The organism is Pseudomonas sp. ASL7 (assembly GCF_056680375.1).
In genome coordinates, this window is sequence record NZ_CM155279.1 from 5,013,604 (window position 1) to 5,028,340 (window position 14,737).

The 14,737-nt window shown below is 57.8% G+C and carries 17 protein-coding genes and 1 tRNA gene; 5 read left to right on the forward strand and 13 right to left on the reverse strand.

The genetic code is table 11. The features are described 5' to 3' along the window. Positions 1-162 precede the first annotated feature (162 nt). From AC1MDT_RS23270 to AC1MDT_RS23285, 4 genes are all read left to right on the forward strand, one after another. Positions 163-384 carry a tautomerase family protein gene (locus tag AC1MDT_RS23270; RefSeq protein WP_201256630.1) on the forward strand — a complete coding sequence of 74 codons (222 nt, stop codon included), beginning with the start codon at positions 163-165 and terminating at the stop codon, positions 382-384. Beyond that, entirely contained in the window at positions 381-1,037 is a 657-nt protein-coding gene (locus tag AC1MDT_RS23275) for a DsbA family oxidoreductase (protein ID WP_480419134.1), read from the forward strand. Before AC1MDT_RS23270 ends, AC1MDT_RS23275 begins: the two co-directional genes overlap by 4 nt. Positions 1,038-1,080: 43 nt before the next feature. After that, entirely contained in the window at positions 1,081-1,791 is a 711-nt protein-coding gene (locus tag AC1MDT_RS23280; RefSeq protein ID WP_480419135.1) for an SDR family NAD(P)-dependent oxidoreductase, read from the forward strand. Positions 1,792-1,853: 62 nt separating this feature from the next. Then, positions 1,854-2,690 (forward strand): oxidoreductase, encoded by an 837-nt coding sequence (locus tag AC1MDT_RS23285; protein ID WP_480419136.1) that lies wholly within the window; start codon positions 1,854-1,856, stop codon positions 2,688-2,690. A gap of 87 nt (positions 2,691-2,777) precedes the next feature. Here AC1MDT_RS23285 and AC1MDT_RS23290 read toward each other — a convergent pair whose 3' ends face one another. From AC1MDT_RS23290 to AC1MDT_RS23325, 8 genes are all read right to left on the reverse strand, one after another. Next, positions 2,778-3,767, reverse strand: coding sequence for an Abi family protein (locus tag AC1MDT_RS23290; protein WP_480419137.1), 990 nt, complete (start codon positions 3,765-3,767; stop codon positions 2,778-2,780). 269 nt (positions 3,768-4,036) lie between these two features. Continuing rightward, positions 4,037-4,112, reverse strand: a tRNA-Thr gene (locus AC1MDT_RS23295). Positions 4,113-4,240: 128 nt separating this feature from the next. Further along, on the reverse strand, positions 4,241-5,482 hold the full coding sequence (locus tag AC1MDT_RS23300) for a nucleoside deaminase (protein WP_480419138.1): 1,242 nt from the start codon (positions 5,480-5,482) through the stop codon (positions 4,241-4,243). A gap of 301 nt (positions 5,483-5,783) precedes the next feature. After that, entirely contained in the window at positions 5,784-7,013 is a 1,230-nt protein-coding gene (locus tag AC1MDT_RS23305) for a methyltransferase (protein ID WP_480419139.1), read from the reverse strand. Then, complete coding sequence (locus AC1MDT_RS23310; protein ID WP_480419140.1) at positions 6,994-7,683, reverse strand: ABC transporter permease; 690 nt, start codon at positions 7,681-7,683, stop codon at positions 6,994-6,996. The genes AC1MDT_RS23305 and AC1MDT_RS23310 overlap by 20 nt, the downstream gene beginning before the upstream one ends. Next, complete coding sequence (locus AC1MDT_RS23315; RefSeq protein ID WP_480419141.1) at positions 7,680-8,375, reverse strand: ABC transporter permease; 696 nt, start codon at positions 8,373-8,375, stop codon at positions 7,680-7,682. The genes AC1MDT_RS23310 and AC1MDT_RS23315 overlap by 4 nt, the downstream gene beginning before the upstream one ends. 78 nt (positions 8,376-8,453) lie before the next feature. Then, positions 8,454-9,200, reverse strand: coding sequence for an ABC transporter substrate-binding protein (locus AC1MDT_RS23320; RefSeq protein ID WP_480419142.1), 747 nt, complete (start codon positions 9,198-9,200; stop codon positions 8,454-8,456). Positions 9,201-9,213: 13 nt separating this feature from the next. Then, the gene (locus tag AC1MDT_RS23325) at positions 9,214-9,987 is read right to left on the reverse strand and encodes an ABC transporter ATP-binding protein (protein ID WP_480419143.1); all 774 of its coding nucleotides are present in this window, start codon (positions 9,985-9,987) and stop codon (positions 9,214-9,216) included. A gap of 566 nt (positions 9,988-10,553) precedes the next feature. Between AC1MDT_RS23325 and gabP the strand changes: the two genes are divergently transcribed. Continuing rightward, positions 10,554-11,945: a GABA permease gene (gene gabP / locus AC1MDT_RS23330; protein WP_480419144.1), complete on the forward strand. Its 1,392-nt coding sequence runs from the start codon at positions 10,554-10,556 to the stop codon at positions 11,943-11,945. Between the two features lie 77 nt (positions 11,946-12,022). Here gabP and vapC read toward each other — a convergent pair whose 3' ends face one another. From vapC to AC1MDT_RS23355, 5 genes are all read right to left on the reverse strand, one after another. After that, the gene (vapC, locus tag AC1MDT_RS23335; RefSeq protein ID WP_480419145.1) at positions 12,023-12,430 is read right to left on the reverse strand and encodes a type II toxin-antitoxin system tRNA(fMet)-specific endonuclease VapC; all 408 of its coding nucleotides are present in this window, start codon (positions 12,428-12,430) and stop codon (positions 12,023-12,025) included. Continuing rightward, entirely contained in the window at positions 12,430-12,660 is a 231-nt protein-coding gene (gene vapB, locus AC1MDT_RS23340) for a type II toxin-antitoxin system VapB family antitoxin (RefSeq protein ID WP_480419146.1), read from the reverse strand. The genes vapC and vapB overlap by 1 nt, the downstream gene beginning before the upstream one ends. A 184-nt stretch (positions 12,661-12,844) precedes the next feature. Continuing rightward, positions 12,845-13,297 (reverse strand): hypothetical protein, encoded by a 453-nt coding sequence (locus AC1MDT_RS23345; RefSeq protein WP_480419147.1) that lies wholly within the window; start codon positions 13,295-13,297, stop codon positions 12,845-12,847. 6 nt (positions 13,298-13,303) lie between these two features. Then, a complete protein-coding gene (locus AC1MDT_RS23350; RefSeq protein ID WP_201115355.1) occupies positions 13,304-13,720 on the reverse strand; it encodes a hypothetical protein in 417 nt (138 codons plus the stop codon). Positions 13,721-13,757: 37 nt separating this feature from the next. Then, positions 13,758-14,726, reverse strand: a complete 969-nt coding sequence (locus AC1MDT_RS23355) for an alpha/beta hydrolase family protein (RefSeq protein ID WP_480419148.1) — start codon at positions 14,724-14,726, stop codon at positions 13,758-13,760. Positions 14,727-14,737 lie beyond the last annotated feature (11 nt).

Consider the following 14,737-nt stretch of genomic DNA (forward strand, 5'->3'; position numbering starts at 1 on the left):
CGTCCGAGAGGGGTTATCAGGGCTATAAATCAGTTTGCACCCATTACACCAAGTAACTAATGATGTTCCCGCCCCCACCTTTATCCCCTCCAGCCAAACTCCTACATTGAGCTCCAACCCCTACCCATCATCCCGATGAGCAGGTCACTGGAGATCTTCCTCATGCCTTTCGTCAGCGTTCGAATCACCCGCGATGGCGTTACCTCGGAGCAGAAAGCTCAGGTGATCGCCGAAATCACTGAAACCCTGCAACGCGTCCTCAACAAGGATCCGCACCTGACCCACATCGTGATCGAAGAAGTCGACACCGATAACTGGGGCTACGCCGGCATCACCACCACTCAGTACCGCAGGCAACTGGCTGAGGCGGAGGGGAAGTCATGACCGCGTCCGTCTCGATCGATTTCATCTCCGACGTGGTGTGCCCGTGGTGCGCGTTGGGCGCGACAGCGCTGGAGCATGCGATCAAGAACGTGGCCGGTGAAGTCTCGGTCGAGTTGACCTACAAGCCCTTCGAATTGAACCCGGACATGCCGGCAGCAGGCGAGAAAGCGGTCGAGCATTTGATGCGCAAATACGGACGGACCGCCGAGGAAGTCGCCGCCGGCAAGGCGATGCAGATTGCTCGCGGTGAGGCTATCGGCTTCACGTTCGATCTGGAAAAACGCAGCCACTTCTACAACACGTTTGATGCTCACCGCTTGCTGTTGTGGGCAGTGCAGGAAGGGCGGCAGATCGAGCTGAAGAAGATCCTGTTGCGCGCTTACTTCAGCGAAGGGCAGAACCCGAGTGATCGCCAGACGCTGGTCCGTCTGGCTGCTAAAGCGGGACTGGATGCGGCGGCTGCGCAAGAGGTGTTGGCGTCCGGAGCGTTCGCCAATGAAGTGCGTGAGCTTGAAGCGTTTTACCGGCAGCACGGCATCAATTCAGTCCCGGCCATGATCCTCAACGGTCGTCATTTGGTGTCCGGTTCGCAGTCGGTCGAGTACTACGAACAAATGCTGAGACAAATGGCACAGTCAACCGCCGAAGCCTGATGACTTACTTTTTTAAACCATCATTTATTAGTTGAGGTTCATCATGAGCAACTCGAAAAAAGTCATCGTTATTACTGGCGCCTCCCAAGGTCTCGGCGCAGGTATGGTTAAAGCGTTCCGTCATCTGGATTACAACGTGGTCGCTACTTCGCGTTCGATCAAACCGTCCACCGACCCGGACGTCCTCACCGTGGCGGGCGACATCGGCGACCCGGCGGTGGCCCAGCAAGTGATCCGTGAAGCCATCGCCCGTTTTGGTCGCATCGACACCCTGGTCAACAACGCCGGGATCTTCGTCGCCAAACCGTTCACCGCTTACACCCAGGAAGACTATGCCGCGGTGCTGTCGGTGAACCTGAATGGCTTCTTCTACATCACCCAACTCGCCATCACCGAGATGGAAAAACAAGGCAGTGGCCACGTCGTCAACATCTCCACCAGCCTGACAGACCACGCCATCGACGGTGTGCCGTCGGTACTGGCGTCGCTGACCAAAGGCGGCCTGAACGCTGCGACCAAATCCCTGGCCATCGAGTACGCCAAGCGCGGGATTCGGGTGAACGCGGTTTCCCCAGGCGTCATCAAGACGCCGATGCACGGCGAAGAAACACATGAAGCGCTGGGGAATTTGCACCCGGTCGGGCACATGGGCGAGATCAGCGATATCGCGCAGGCGGTTGTGTATCTGGACAGCGCCAACTTTGTCACCGGCGAAATCCTGCACGTCGATGGTGGTCAGAGCGCCGGTCACTAAGGCCTGACCTGTCCGCAGCGCCGTCGATCAGTGTCGACGGCGTTGTTATTGGAGAGCGCACCATGAACACTCACAAGGTTTTCCTGATTACCGGGGTCAGTTCAGGCTTCGGCCTGGCTTTTTCGCAAGCAGCGCTGGCGGCGGAGCACACCGTGGTGGGCACGGTGCGGCGCGAATCCGAGCGTGCTGCGTTCGAAGCGCTGGACGCTCATCGCGCCAAAGCGTTCGTGCTCGACGTCACCGACTTTCCGGCGATTGAGCCGCTGGTGGCCAACATCCTGGGCGAGGTGGGCCGGATCGACGTGTTGGTGAACAACGCCGGTTATGGCCATGAAGGCATTCTCGAAGAGTCCCCCCTGACTGAAATGCAGCGCCAGTTCGACGTCAATGTGTTTGGCGCGGTGGCAATGATCAAGGCGGTTCTGCCGGGCATGCGTGAGCGGCGCAGCGGGCATATCGTCAACATCACCTCCATGGCCGGCTTCATCACCTTGCCGGGCATCGCCTACTACAGCGGCAGTAAATTCGCCCTCGAAGGCGTCAGTGAAGCGCTGGCCAAAGAAGTGGAAAGCCTGGGCATCTACGTGACCGCCATGGCGCCGGGCTCGTTTCGTACCGAATGGGCGGGGCGCTCGATGATCCGTTCGGGGCGCACGTTGGGTGAGTACGACGCGGTGTTCGATTCGGTCCGCAAGGCGCGGAAAGAGAAGAGTGGCAAGCAGGCTGGCGATCCGCGCAAGGCGGCGCAGGCATTGTTGACTTTGGTCGCTGCAGAAAAGCCGTCGGTTCATTTGTTGCTCGGTAAGGATGCGGTGAGGCTGGTGCGCGAAAAAATTACCCACCTTCAGGCGGAAATCGACGCCTGGGAGCATCTTTCGGCGTCGACAGAGTTCGACTGATCGACTCCGCCGCAACCTAAAGATTAAAACCCCGGAAAAAACAAAGCCCTCGTATTTCTACGAGGGCTTTGTTTTTGTGTCTGTTTTTTACTCGAGGCGCCATTGCGGTTGGCGTTTCCAAGTTCTTTGAAATCCCATGAGGCTCAAGTTTGTTGATTTCTGGTTATCGATGATTTCCGCGAGTCGAGGCTTCCACAGGCTGTCTGGACTGATCAAATCGGTCAGATAGGCGAGGATCGTCAACACAATATAAAGACGTTGCTTTGGCTGAGGTCTGTCGGCGGCCGCATTTGGGATGGTCCACTCTTTGAGTAGTGAGGGTCGAATTGAGAGTTCTCGGTTCCATAATCGAGAGTGGTGTGCGCAGCAGTTTCGAATGAAGGTCAGGGTGTGTAGCCAAGAGGCCAATACTTCGAATGGCAGGCTGAATCTGGCTGCGATAGCTTTCTTGTCGGCACTTCTGCCAATGGCATTGAAGAGGGTGGATACCGATCCGAGGCTGAGCTCTTCCAGGATCGCCCATGCGGGCGGTAGCTCTGGGTGGGCGTAGCTCGCCCCGTAGTATCGAAAATAGTTATCGCGCATGCGATTTTCGATTCTTTGTTGCTGGAGCTCATCTCCCTGTCGACCTTTTTTGATGCGATCAATCTCGCGTCCGAATTTACTTCGCTCTTTACTCAGTTGCTCACGGAGTGGGCGTAGTAGCCCGGAATGCGAGTAGGACGAAGAAAAGACCGACGTGTCAGCAATCCAGTCAGGTCCATATTTTGGGCACATGTAGTTGCTGATGGTTGCTCGTATGGCGACTTCGACCCTTTCGATGGCGTCCATGGTTATCCGCCGTAATGAGCTATCGAATCGGTAAATGTCGACGACGGCTTTCAGGGTGCTACCGGGCTTGAAAGTGTGATCAGGTCCTTGTTCCTGAAAGGGACGCATATAGGGGCTCAGGCGAAACAGCGTGACCACTTCGAGGAAGCGCATGGCCCGGTCGTTGTTGGCGACATTCAGGCCTCGTTGCTTTAGCAGTTCCAATTGCTGTTCTACGCTGAGGGCCGGCTTGTCGAAGGGCCTCATGTAGTTTTCTCCAGGCAAAAAAAACCCGCACGATTTGAGCTTGCTGACTGGGTCAACCTAGGCTTGGCGGGTGTGTTGGCATGCATTATAGGTAGGTCAGGAGTACCGTCAACGCCATGCTGATGTGAAGTTGTAACCGGATAGGGATATGTGGTCTGTGCTGGCTGAAGAGTCGCGATCAAGTCACTGATGGAGCTGAAGCGGGGCTGGATCCGCCAAACCCCAGAAACAACAAAGCCCTCGTATTTCTACGAGGGCTTTGTTTTGTATGGTGCCGGCACCAGGAGTCGAACCCGGGACCTACTGATTACAAGTCAGTTGCTCTACCAACTGAGCTATACCGGCGTGTTGGGCGACGATTATAGCGATTGGATTGGTTCTGTAAACCCCTGAATCCAGACTATTTTTGCGCAGGGGTCAAGCCAGCCTCGCGGACCCTTGCGCGGGGCTGGTTCATGCGATTGTTTACAGAGCTACAAGCTGTTTTTGACGGCGTTGATCAAATCCTGACTGAGCACCTGTGCGGGCGCTACTTGTACGCTTTGGGTGTAGAACGGCGGGAGGTTCTGGGCCAGTGTCGATAACGCTTGGGCGGTGGTGTTGCCCGGCAACAGCACGTATTGCAGGTTGGACGGATAGCTCTGTGGCACTGGGCCTTCCATGGTCGAGCCGTAGGCGCCGAAGGTCATCACGGCCTGTGGCGTGGTGGGGTCGGGTGCATAGAGGAAGACGAAGGTGCCGTACTTCGGATGCGTCAGGTATTGCTCGGCCTGGGTGCGAACCGCCGGGTCGGGGTCGTTCATCAGGGTCCAGCGCATGACCGCGTAGTTGCGGGTGGTTTCCATGAACGCGGTACGAATCGGCGACTGGTTCTCGACACCACCCAGACACACCAGCAGGTTGCCGAACGGATCGATCAGTGCCACCGAATTGAACACCGGGCTTTGCTGCGCGGTTTTCAGCAGCGGCGGGGCGAGTTCTGCGCCGGGGTCACGCGGGTTGGCTGATTGCACGGTCAGTGCAAACGGGCTGAGCGCGGTCAGTGCCTGGCGCACTTTGCTGTTGGCCGGCAGGGTGGCCGGGTTTTTCAGTTGATCCGGTGGGAGGCCACTGTTGTTGCTGGCCTCGCGCACGGTGTTGACGCTGGCGGAGAAGATCGAGCTGCAGAGGAAGTACGCCGCGGAGTCGATGGTCTGACCGCCGAACACAGGACGGGTCGAACCTTGATAAGCCCGGCTGACCGGCGCTGCAATCGCGTAATAACCCCACGTGTCTTGCGCCTGTTGGCGGATTTTCGGTGGCAGCGACGGAAAGTCGAACTGGCTGTTGTAGTTGATGCCTGCGTAGTCATCAATCGCACTGACGGCGACGTTAAATCCTGCGGTCAGCAGTGAACCGGCGCACATGGCGCAAGGGTCCAGCGTGGTGACGATGGTCAGTTGATTGGGTGGCGGCAGATTAAGTGACGCAGCTTTTTCGTAGTACCAGTCCACCAACTGTCGCTCGCCGTGGGCGGTCGGGTCATGGGGGAGAAAGTACGTGGTGCCGCTGCCGGGGAAAGGCATCAGCACGTTGTTGTGTAGTGCGGCAATGACCTCGCCCGTTGCATTGTTGATGATGGCGCCGCCCACCGCGAAGGTTTGCTGCAGCGCAGCGTAAATGGCTTGGTTGGCGACGGTATCGACGGCTTCCTGCGCACTGTTCAATGTGCTCATGATTTTCCCAGCTCCTTGCTGTCCTGACGTCAGAGAATTCTGACGCTTGGCAAAGATAGTTGAGGTTTTCGAGGTCGTTTATGTTCTTTTGGCTTAACGCTTATGCACAACGCAGACCTGTGGCGCCTACAGTCAAGGGCGCAGTTGTGGATCAGTTCTCAACTTGCTCGCAAATGCCTGTTTTTCAGGTTTTTTATTCATGTGTACGAAAAATGAACACCGGTGTTTCAACTCCGAAACAGGCGTGAATATTGGATCCTCGAAAATTTCATCAACAGAGTTATCCACAGGCTATCGCTGTTTAGGGACGCTCGGCCAGGAGTAGGAAATTACGCGGTGTGAGCGGGGTTTCACAGAAAGTGCCGAGTCGAACGACGTAACCTTGTTCGGAGAGGAAAAGTGCCCGGTCGAGTACCAGCCAAAGTTCCAGCGGGCGTCGGAAAAGGCCACGCAAAAGCTCCAGATTGCGCACTTCTGCCAGTCGCTGCCAACCGGCGGTTTCGAGGGCTGACCAGTCTTGCGGGCCGATTGTGGATAACTCTTTGAGTGCGGCCAAATGGTGGCAGTAATCGGCGAAGGGTTTGTCCAGCCAGGCGCTGGGCAGGGAAGGGGTTGGCAGGTATTGATCCACGCCGCGCAGTTGCCGTTGCAGCAGGTCGAACGCCAGGCGCCGGGCCATCGAGGTGTCCCGCTGACGTCGGACGCGGGCGCCGGCAGTGACGGTTTCGCTCACCGGGAGTGAGAGATCATCGAGTGACAGCTGTAGGTCGGAGCGACAGGCAACCGAGGAAATCGGCTGATACTCACTCAGGCTGATCCGGTTATAGCAGCAGGGCGCGATGGCCAATTGTTTACAGCCTGCCGCGCTGGCGAGCTGGATTAATCGCACATGCAGATCACCACAGGCGTGAAGCGCTACGGGCGTGTGATCGGCATTTAACATAGAGGCGGCATTCGCCGCGAGCACATCTTGTTCGACATGCAGGGCATGCATGTGATGACGCTGGCTGAGTGCCTGACCGCTGGCAACCAGCGCTGGGTCGTGTTCCAGGCAAGTGAGCTGCTGACCTGTTTGCAGCAAGCGTCGCCCCAAGTGCCCCTTTCCCGAGCACCAGTCCAGCCAATGTGTCGGTGTGTCGGCAAACTGCAAACGGCTGGAGAACGCTTCGATCTGCTGCCATTTACGCCCCGGTACATCGACATTCAGCCGATGGCCAGCGGCTTCCAAATCATGAGCCGGTAACTCGCCCACCGCACCCAACTCAAGTGATAATGCCGCCAATGAAGCAAACGGCTGCGGCGCATCGAGTAAACAAGGTTGGTTGTGGCTGTTTTCCGCCTCTTCCAGCGACCGTTCCCGTAGCCATAACGCCAGCTCCGGGTAGGACGCTTCCCAGGGAAGCCGCAGATGAGTAAACGGTCGAGGTTTCCACAGCGCTTGATGCTCGATCAGAAATGCATCCAGCGCCGTGAAACGGGAGAGTAAGTCCTCACCCGTCAGCACGTGAGGGTTAACGTCCTTGGCAAGCATCGACGCGCAACCAGCGCTCCAGCAGCTTGAAGCCGCGCACCAGAACGTAAGCCATCAGCAGATAGAACATCCCCGCCGCAAAGAAGATCTCCACTGGCAGGTAGGTCCGGGCAATGATGGTACGGGCCATGCCGGTCAGTTCCAGCAGGGTCACGGTGCTGGCCAGGGCGCTGGCCTTGAGCATCAGGATCACTTCGTTGCTGTAGGCCGGCAAGCCGATGCGCGCGGCACGCGGCAGCATGATGTAGAACATGGCTTTGGCGCGGGACATGCCCAGCGCTCGGGCGGCTTCGATTTCACCTTTTGGAATCGCTTGGATCGAACCGCGCAGGATCTCGGCAATGTACGCCGCCGTGTGCAGGGTCATGGTCGCTGTGGCGCACCAGAATGGATCGCGCAGGTACGGCCACATCGAGCTGTTACGGATCGCATCGAACTGCGCCAGGCCGTAATAGACCAGGAACAGCTGAACCAGCAACGGCGTGCCGCGGAAAAAGAAAATGTAGCCGTATGGCACTGCCCGCACGTACCAAAGTCGCGAAGAGCGCGCGATGCCGAGCGGAATCGCCAGCAGCAACCCGGCAATCACGGCGATGGCCACCAGTTCCAGGGTCAGCGTCGCGCCTTGTGCCAGTTTTGGCAGCCACTTGATGATGACTTCCCAGTTCATTGGGTGCTCCTTGCGAAACCGCGACCGGCGCGTTTTTCCATAAAGTGCATGCCGGTCATGGCGAGAATCGTCAGGCCCAGGTACATGAACGCGGCCACCATATAGAAGGTGAACGGTTGCTTGGACACGGTTACGCCGATCTGCGCGTGACGCATGATTTCTTCCAGGCCGATGACCGACACCAGCGCGGTGTCTTTCATCAGGATCATGAACAGGTTGCCCAGGCCCGGCAGGGCGATGCGCCACATCTGCGGCATGATCAGCTTGGTGAAAATGCGAAATTTCGACAAGCCAAGCGCCACGCCGGCTTCACGATGACCTTTGGGGATGGCCAGAATCGCGCCGCGGAACACTTCTGTGGCGTATGCGCCGAAGCACAAGCCCAGCGCAATCACGCCAGCAGCGAAAGCATTGAGTTCAAGATCGGGGTTGCCGAAAAACTCACCCAAGGCGCGCATCAGGTTGACCGTGCCGAAATAGATCAACAGCACCCAGAGCAATTCCGGGATGCCGCGAACCAGCGTCGAATAAGTGCCGCCAAGCCATTGCAGCGGCTTGTACGGGGACGTCTTGGCCAAGGCGCCGAGCAGACCGAGCACCAGCCCAAGGCTCAGGGCCGAGAGTGCCAGTTTCACTGTCATCAGCGCGCCAGCGGCAAGCGCCGGGCCGAATCCGTAGAGATCGATAGTCATGGATTTCTTTTCAAATCGCGGCAGGCAATGCCAGGGACTGGCGCCGTCAGAGAACGGCGCTGGTCCGGCAGGTCAGAATCAATAGATGCTGAACGGGAAGTACTTGTCGTTGATCTTCTTGTAGGTGCCGTCAGCGACGATTTCTTTCAGCGCGGCGTTCAGCTTCTCGCGGATCGCGTCGCCTTTACGCACAGCGATACCGATCTTGTCACTTTCTTCCACCGGATCGCCTTTGAACTCGTAAGGGCGGCCGGCGTCGCTTTTCAGCCACTCATAGTTGACGTACTTGTCGGCCAGAATGCCGTCCAGACGCCCAGACGTCAGGTCGAGGTAGGCGTTTTCCTGAGTGTCGTAGAGTTTGACTTCAACGCCTGCCATGTGGTCTTCCATCCAGGTGCCGGCGAGGGTCGCACGTTGTGCGCCGATCACTTTGCCTTGCAGGGAGGCCTTGTCGGTTTTGAAGTCGACGTCTTTTTTGGCGATGAATTGCAGTTTGTTGGAGTAGTACGGGTCGGTGAAGTCGACCGCTTGTTTGCGCTCGTCGGTGATCGACATCGAGGAGATCAGGAAGTCGAACTTCTTGGCGTTCAGGGCCGGGATGATGCCGTCCCAGTCGGACGTGACCACGGTGCACTCGACTTTCATCTTGGCGCACAGGGCGTCGCCGATTTCTTTGTCGAAGCCGACGACATTGCCACTGGCATCTTTGTTATTGAACGGCGGGTAGGCCGCTTCGATGCCCATCTTCAAGGTCTCGGCGGCGGCACCGGCGCTGAACGCGAGGGTGACGGCAGCCGCCAGGAAGATTTTTTTGTAGTTCTGCATGCGGGTAGCTCCGTTAGCGGTTGCTGGACATGAATTGTTTGCAGCGTGCCGAAAGCGGGTTTTCGAACACCTGCTGTGGCGATCCTTGCTCTTCTACCAGGCCTTGGTGGAGGAACACCACTTCGCTGGACACCTGACGAGCGAAGCCCATTTCATGGGTGACCAGCAGCATGGTGCGGCCTTCCTCGGCCAATGCGCGAATGACATTAAGTACTTCCTGGACCATTTCCGGGTCAAGGGCCGAGGTGGGTTCGTCGAACAGGATCACCTTGGGCTGCATCGCCAGCGTGCGGGCAATGGCCGCCCGTTGCTGCTGGCCGCCGGACAGTTCTGCGGGGTAGGCGTGGCGTTTGTCGGCAATGCCAACCTTGGCCAGCAAGGCTTCCGCGACTTCGATGGCCTCGGCCTTGCTTTGGCCGAGTACGCGACGCGGGGCTTCGATGATGTTGTCGAGCACGCTCATGTGCGGCCACAGATTAAAGTTTTGAAACACAAAACCAATTTCGCTACGCAGGCGATTAATCTGCTTTCCATCGGCGGCGACCAGTTCGCCGTTTTTGGAAGCCTTGAGCTTGAGTTCTTCGCCGGCCACCAGAATTTGACCCTGGTGTGGGTTTTCCAGCAGGTTGATGCACCGCAAAAACGTGGACTTGCCGGAACCGGAGGAACCCAGGATCGAGATCACATCGCCGTCGCGGGCGGTCAGCGAGATGCCTTTGAGCACCTCAAGCTTTCCGTAGCGTTTGTGCAAGTTGCGGATTTCAAGCGCGGGCGTGGCCTCAGCCATGTGCGTTCCTCATAGTGTGTTGCGCTCCTGCTGTTGGCGGGCCTTCCTGGCAAGGCGGCCAACCTAGCATGCGTCCCAATGGCAGCCAACAGCGCTACGGGCAGTAAACCGGTGGTGCGTGGCGGGTTGTCGCATCGATACAGAAGACTGTCGCGCTGCTATCAACCGAACAGCCGTTTGGAATCCTGCCTGTTAATAAAAAGCGCGGTGGCTGTCGCAAAAAAAGGCGCGATGTTGCCAGCTTTGGCGGGGTGTTGGAAGCGCTAACCGGACAAACGTTGCTGATCCGCACTTTTATTGTGCGTTGAACGTTTTCAAGGTGTGTTTCTGGTGCGCTATTTCGTTCCAGAAAGTGGGTCGCAGGGTAACGTTCTGGCAAATTGCCATTAATCTCAATGACTTGCGATGACTGTCCGGTCAGGAGGAGAACCCCGGCGCAGAAGGTTTTGTAACATTTTGGCGCAATTATTGCGTGCAGTATCAGGAACGCCCCGTTGGATTCTTTTTACGAGAAGGAACCCCAAGCCGGGTGGACGTAATCGCTTTTCCTTACAAAGGTAGTTTCAATGAGCAGTACCCAAAGCTCTAATGGCCTCGAACAGGGGCTTAAACCGCGTCATGTGACGATGTTGTCGATTGCCGGTGTTATCGGCGCCGGTCTGTTCGTCGGCTCGGGTCACGCCATTGCCGCAGCAGGTCCAGCCGTGCTGTTGGCCTACGCCGCCGCCGGTGCTCTGGTGGTACTGGTAATGCGCATGCTCGGCGAGATGGCCGTCGCGTCCCCAGACACAGGCTCCTTCTCGACGTACGCCGATCGCGCGATCGGTCACTGGGCCGGTTTCACTATCGGTTGGTTGTACTGGTGGTTCTGGGTGCTGGTCATCCCGCTGGAAGCCAACGCCGCCGCGACCATCCTGCACGCCTGGTTCCCGAGTGTGGCGATCTGGGCCTTCACGTTGATCATCACGTTGCTGCTGACGATCACCAACCTGTTCAGTGTGAAGAATTACGGTGAGTTCGAATTCTGGTTCGCCCTGGTCAAAGTCGTGGCGATCATCGGTTTCATTGGTCTTGGCATTCTGGCGATCTTCGGCTTCCTGCCGAGCAGCCAGGTCAGCGGTGTTTCGCACCTGTTTGACACGCAAGGCTTCCTGCCAAACGGCATGGGCGCTGTGCTGGGCGCGATTCTGACCACCATGTTTTCCTTCATGGGCACCGAGATCGTGACCATCGCGGCCGCGGAATCGAAGAACCCTGGCCAGCAAATCTCCAAGGCGACCAACTCGGTCATCTGGCGGATTGGCTTGTTCTACCTCGTATCGATCTTCATCGTTGTGGCCTTGGTGCCATGGAATGACCCGATCCTGGCTAGCGTCGGTTCCTACCAGACCGTGCTGGAACGCATGGGCATCCCGAATGCCAAGCTGATCGTCGACATCGTTGTTCTGGTTGCGGTAACTAGCTGCCTGAACTCGGCGTTGTACACCGCTTCGCGCATGATGTTCTCCCTGGGCAAGCGCGGTGATGCGCCGGCCGTTTCCCAGCGCACCAACAGCAGCGGCACGCCGTATTGGGCAGTGATGCTGTCCACCGCAGCCGCTTTCCTCGCGGTATTCGCCAACTACGTGGCCCCGGCTGCGGTGTTCGAATTCCTGCTGGCCAGCTCTGGCGCCATCGCGTTGCTGGTGTACCTGGTGATCGCGATTTCGCAATTGCGCATGCGCAAACAGCGTATGGCTCGCGGTGAAAAAATCGCCTTCAGCATGTGGCTGTTCCCAGGCCTGACCTACGCAGTGATCATCTTCATCGTTGGCGCACTGACCATCATGCTGTTCCAGGAAGCCCACCGCGTGGAGATCCTCGCGACCGCTCTGCTAAGCGTTTTGGTGGTGGCTGCCGGTTTGTTCGTGGCTCGCCGTCGCAAGCTGGAAAAGCGTGGCGCAGTGGTACTGAGCTGATTCATACCGCGTAACGCAAAACGGCCGCTGTCAGTGATGACAAGCGGCCGTTTTTGTTTGCGTCGGTTGTGCTGGGTTCAATCGGGGTGTACCCAGTCCTCTACGCGTAACCCTGGAACCCGTTCAAATTCCCGCAGGTTATTCGTTACCACGATGAACCCACGTGAACGCGCGTGGCCGGCAATCATGTAGTCGTAGGGCCCGATAGGCGTTCCCGCCTTTGCCAGCTCGGATCGAATCATTCCGGTATGCGCGGCCGCTTCATTGTCGAAAGGCAACACCTCAAGGCGTGCCGCCAAACCTTCGACTACCGCAAGGTTCTTTTCTGGTGCTGCTGATTTTTCGGCACCGTAGATCAACTCCATTAACGTTACGGCGCTAATGCACAATTGCCCGTTATGACGGTTGAACGCTTCCCGTACGATCTGTGGTTTGTTCTTGATGGTGAAGATGCAGATGTTGGTGTCGAGCATGAATTTGATCATCAGAACGACTCACGCTCCTGATCGGTGGGTTGTTCACGATCGGTCATGAAATCCGCACTCACACCATCTTCGTCGAACCAGCTGTCCCATGTCTCGCCTGCAGGAGTGATGATGCGGGCCCTGCCGATGGCGACTACATTGACTCGTTTTACATCGCTTGGCATTGCAACGGCTTTGGGGAGGCGGACAGCCTGGCTTCGATTGCTCATGAAAAGGGTGGTCTGTTCCATTTTGGCCTCCTGCGTTTCTGCGGATGGGTGTGTCCAAAGAATAGATTTATTGAGGGATATGTCAATGGGATATACATAATCGCTGACGAGGGGAGTCTGTCAGATCGATTGAGGTGAGTGGCTTTAAAAAAACGGCCGCTGTCAGTGATGACAAGCGGCCGTTTTTGTTTCTGCAGGGGAGTGTTTACTCGCCCTTTTCTTCCTGCGCGTCCAGCGACTGACGATAGCTGTCCAGTGCATCGCCGAAGTCGGTGATGAACTGCGGATCGGTCAGCCAGGCCTGAGCTGTGTCGCGGTCCATGCCGTCGGTCCACATGCGGTAGTCGATCAGCATGTCGGCGGCAAGGTGGGTGGCGGCCATGGCTTCGTTGTCGGCGTTTTCCATGTCCAGCAATTCTGGGTGGTCGCTGATGATTGCGGCGAGGTCCGACAGCAGGGTCAGCAGCATGTCGTTGCGGCTGATGGCTTCCGCGTCGCGCATTTTGCTGAACATCGCCAGGGTGTATTCCGGGATCGGCTCGCCGATGTCGCCCAGGTCATCGTCCAGTGGGGCAGGTTTTCTGCCGTGGATGTTGATTTGCCTGGCTTTGATCTTGGCGCGTTTGGCGCGTTTCTGTTGCTTGTTCAGGGATGCCATGAGGACTCAGTTCGGTTTCTGTTGGTTTTGGGCCGCGATGGCTTCGGAGGCCGCCACGTAATCAACCTGAAAGGTTGGGGATTCGATCCAGGCCAAGGCGCCGGCTTCGTCCACTTCGGTGGACCATTGGCGATATTCGATCAGCGCGGCGATGATGAAATCTGTCGCTGTTTCTTCGCCTTCCTGCTCCAGCACCAACGCGATCAGCGGGTGTTCAAGAAAGGCTACGCACATAGCTTGTTGGCTGATCTTTTGCGCGTCGATCATTTCTTTGAACATGTCGGTCAGGTCCACCGATTCAAAGTCGATACGATCGTCGTTCGGATCCAGCTCGACCGGCGCGGCAGCCCGTTGGGTGCGGTTCTGCTTGGCCTTGGTTTTGGCGCGGGTGGCGCGTTTGTTCTGCTTGTTGGCGGAGGCCATGGGCGTCGTTCCATATCTCGTTGAGTGGGCAGGTCGATCAGCTGCGTGGCAGTCGCCGCCCGGGGGTGTCGGGGGCCAGCTCGCCGGTTTGCAGCCAAGACAATGCAATGGGCCATAGTGTGGCTTGGTATGCGCTACGAAAAAAGGCGAAATGTCCGACTTCTTCTTTGCCGATGTCTTCGGGGGCGATGCGCAGGTGAGTATGGGGGGCGCTGGTGAAGTAGCCGAGCAGGCGTTCGATGGCGGCAATCGTGCCGTAGGGATCGTCGCTGAGGCTGATGGCCAGGGTTTTCGCGGTGACGTTGGCGAAGGGGAGTCGGCCGTCTCTTGCATGGATCAGACGACCGCTGGGGCGCTTCTCGTACCGCGCGGTGGGCGTGCTCCAGTCGCGGACCACCCCGGCTGGGGTGTCTTCCAGCCAGCCCAGGCGCTTTCCGGGGAAATATCCGCAAAGCATCGTCACCAAGGGCATCACCAGGTGCCACTTGCCAAACATCCGCCAGCGATGCGCGGGCGCGTAATCGCGCCAGTAAGCGAATTGCGCCCCAACGGTCACCAGACGCCGGATCAGATGCCCAGACGTTCCCAGCCCCGCTGCACAGCCTCCAAAGCTATGGCCGACGACGTCGATAGGCTGCCCCGGAAACTCACGCTGAGCGCGCTTGAGCATCGCCTCGAAATCCAGCGCGCCCCAGTCAGACCATGAGGCGTCGAGTCCTTTCAACGAGGCGGGTCGCGATTCGCCGATGCCGCGGTAGTCGTAGATGATCACGTTGAAGCCGTTGGTGAACAGGTATTCGGCGAAGCGCGAGTAATGACGGCAGCGCACGGAGGTGGCGGCGTTGATGATGACCACCGGGCGGGACGTGTCCTGATCGGCGTGCTGCCAGGTGTAACCGCCGATGAGAAAACCGTCGGAAGCGGGTTCTTTGAAGGGGCCACCGCAAGTAGGCGGCGTTAACTCAAATCGAGCCAGTGCCCGTATAGGCATGTCCTGCAAATTCATTGGCTTTGGAC

Bases quoted from the DNA above. Each gene is read 5' to 3' on its own strand.
- vapB (WP_480419146.1), bottom strand. From the start codon at position 12,660: ATGGAACAGACCACCCTTTTCATGAGCAATCGAAGCCAGGCTGTCCGC.
- AC1MDT_RS23310 (WP_480419140.1), bottom strand. From the start codon at position 7,683: ATGAACTGGGAAGTCATCATCAAGTGGCTGCCAAAACTGGCACAAGGC.
- AC1MDT_RS23285 (WP_480419136.1), top strand. From the start codon at position 1,854: ATGAACACTCACAAGGTTTTCCTGATTACCGGGGTCAGTTCAGGCTTC.
- AC1MDT_RS23275 (WP_480419134.1), top strand. From the start codon at position 381: ATGACCGCGTCCGTCTCGATCGATTTCATCTCCGACGTGGTGTGCCCG.
- gabP (WP_480419144.1), top strand. From the start codon at position 10,554: ATGAGCAGTACCCAAAGCTCTAATGGCCTCGAACAGGGGCTTAAACCG.
- AC1MDT_RS23305 (WP_480419139.1), bottom strand. From the start codon at position 7,013: ATGCTTGCCAAGGACGTTAACCCTCACGTGCTGACGGGTGAGGACTTA.
- AC1MDT_RS23345 (WP_480419147.1), bottom strand. From the start codon at position 13,297: ATGGCATCCCTGAACAAGCAACAGAAACGCGCCAAACGCGCCAAGATC.
- AC1MDT_RS23355 (WP_480419148.1), bottom strand. From the start codon at position 14,726: ATGAATTTGCAGGACATGCCTATACGGGCACTGGCTCGATTTGAGTTA.
- AC1MDT_RS23320 (WP_480419142.1), bottom strand. From the start codon at position 9,200: ATGCAGAACTACAAAAAAATCTTCCTGGCGGCTGCCGTCACCCTCGCG.
- AC1MDT_RS23300 (WP_480419138.1), bottom strand. From the start codon at position 5,482: ATGAGCACATTGAACAGTGCGCAGGAAGCCGTCGATACCGTCGCCAAC.
- AC1MDT_RS23350 (WP_201115355.1), bottom strand. From the start codon at position 13,720: ATGGCCTCCGCCAACAAGCAGAACAAACGCGCCACCCGCGCCAAAACC.
- AC1MDT_RS23280 (WP_480419135.1), top strand. From the start codon at position 1,081: ATGAGCAACTCGAAAAAAGTCATCGTTATTACTGGCGCCTCCCAAGGT.
- AC1MDT_RS23315 (WP_480419141.1), bottom strand. From the start codon at position 8,375: ATGACTATCGATCTCTACGGATTCGGCCCGGCGCTTGCCGCTGGCGCG.
- vapC (WP_480419145.1), bottom strand. From the start codon at position 12,430: ATGATCAAATTCATGCTCGACACCAACATCTGCATCTTCACCATCAAG.
- AC1MDT_RS23325 (WP_480419143.1), bottom strand. From the start codon at position 9,987: ATGGCTGAGGCCACGCCCGCGCTTGAAATCCGCAACTTGCACAAACGC.
- AC1MDT_RS23290 (WP_480419137.1), bottom strand. From the start codon at position 3,767: ATGAGGCCCTTCGACAAGCCGGCCCTCAGCGTAGAACAGCAATTGGAA.
- AC1MDT_RS23270 (WP_201256630.1), top strand. From the start codon at position 163: ATGCCTTTCGTCAGCGTTCGAATCACCCGCGATGGCGTTACCTCGGAG.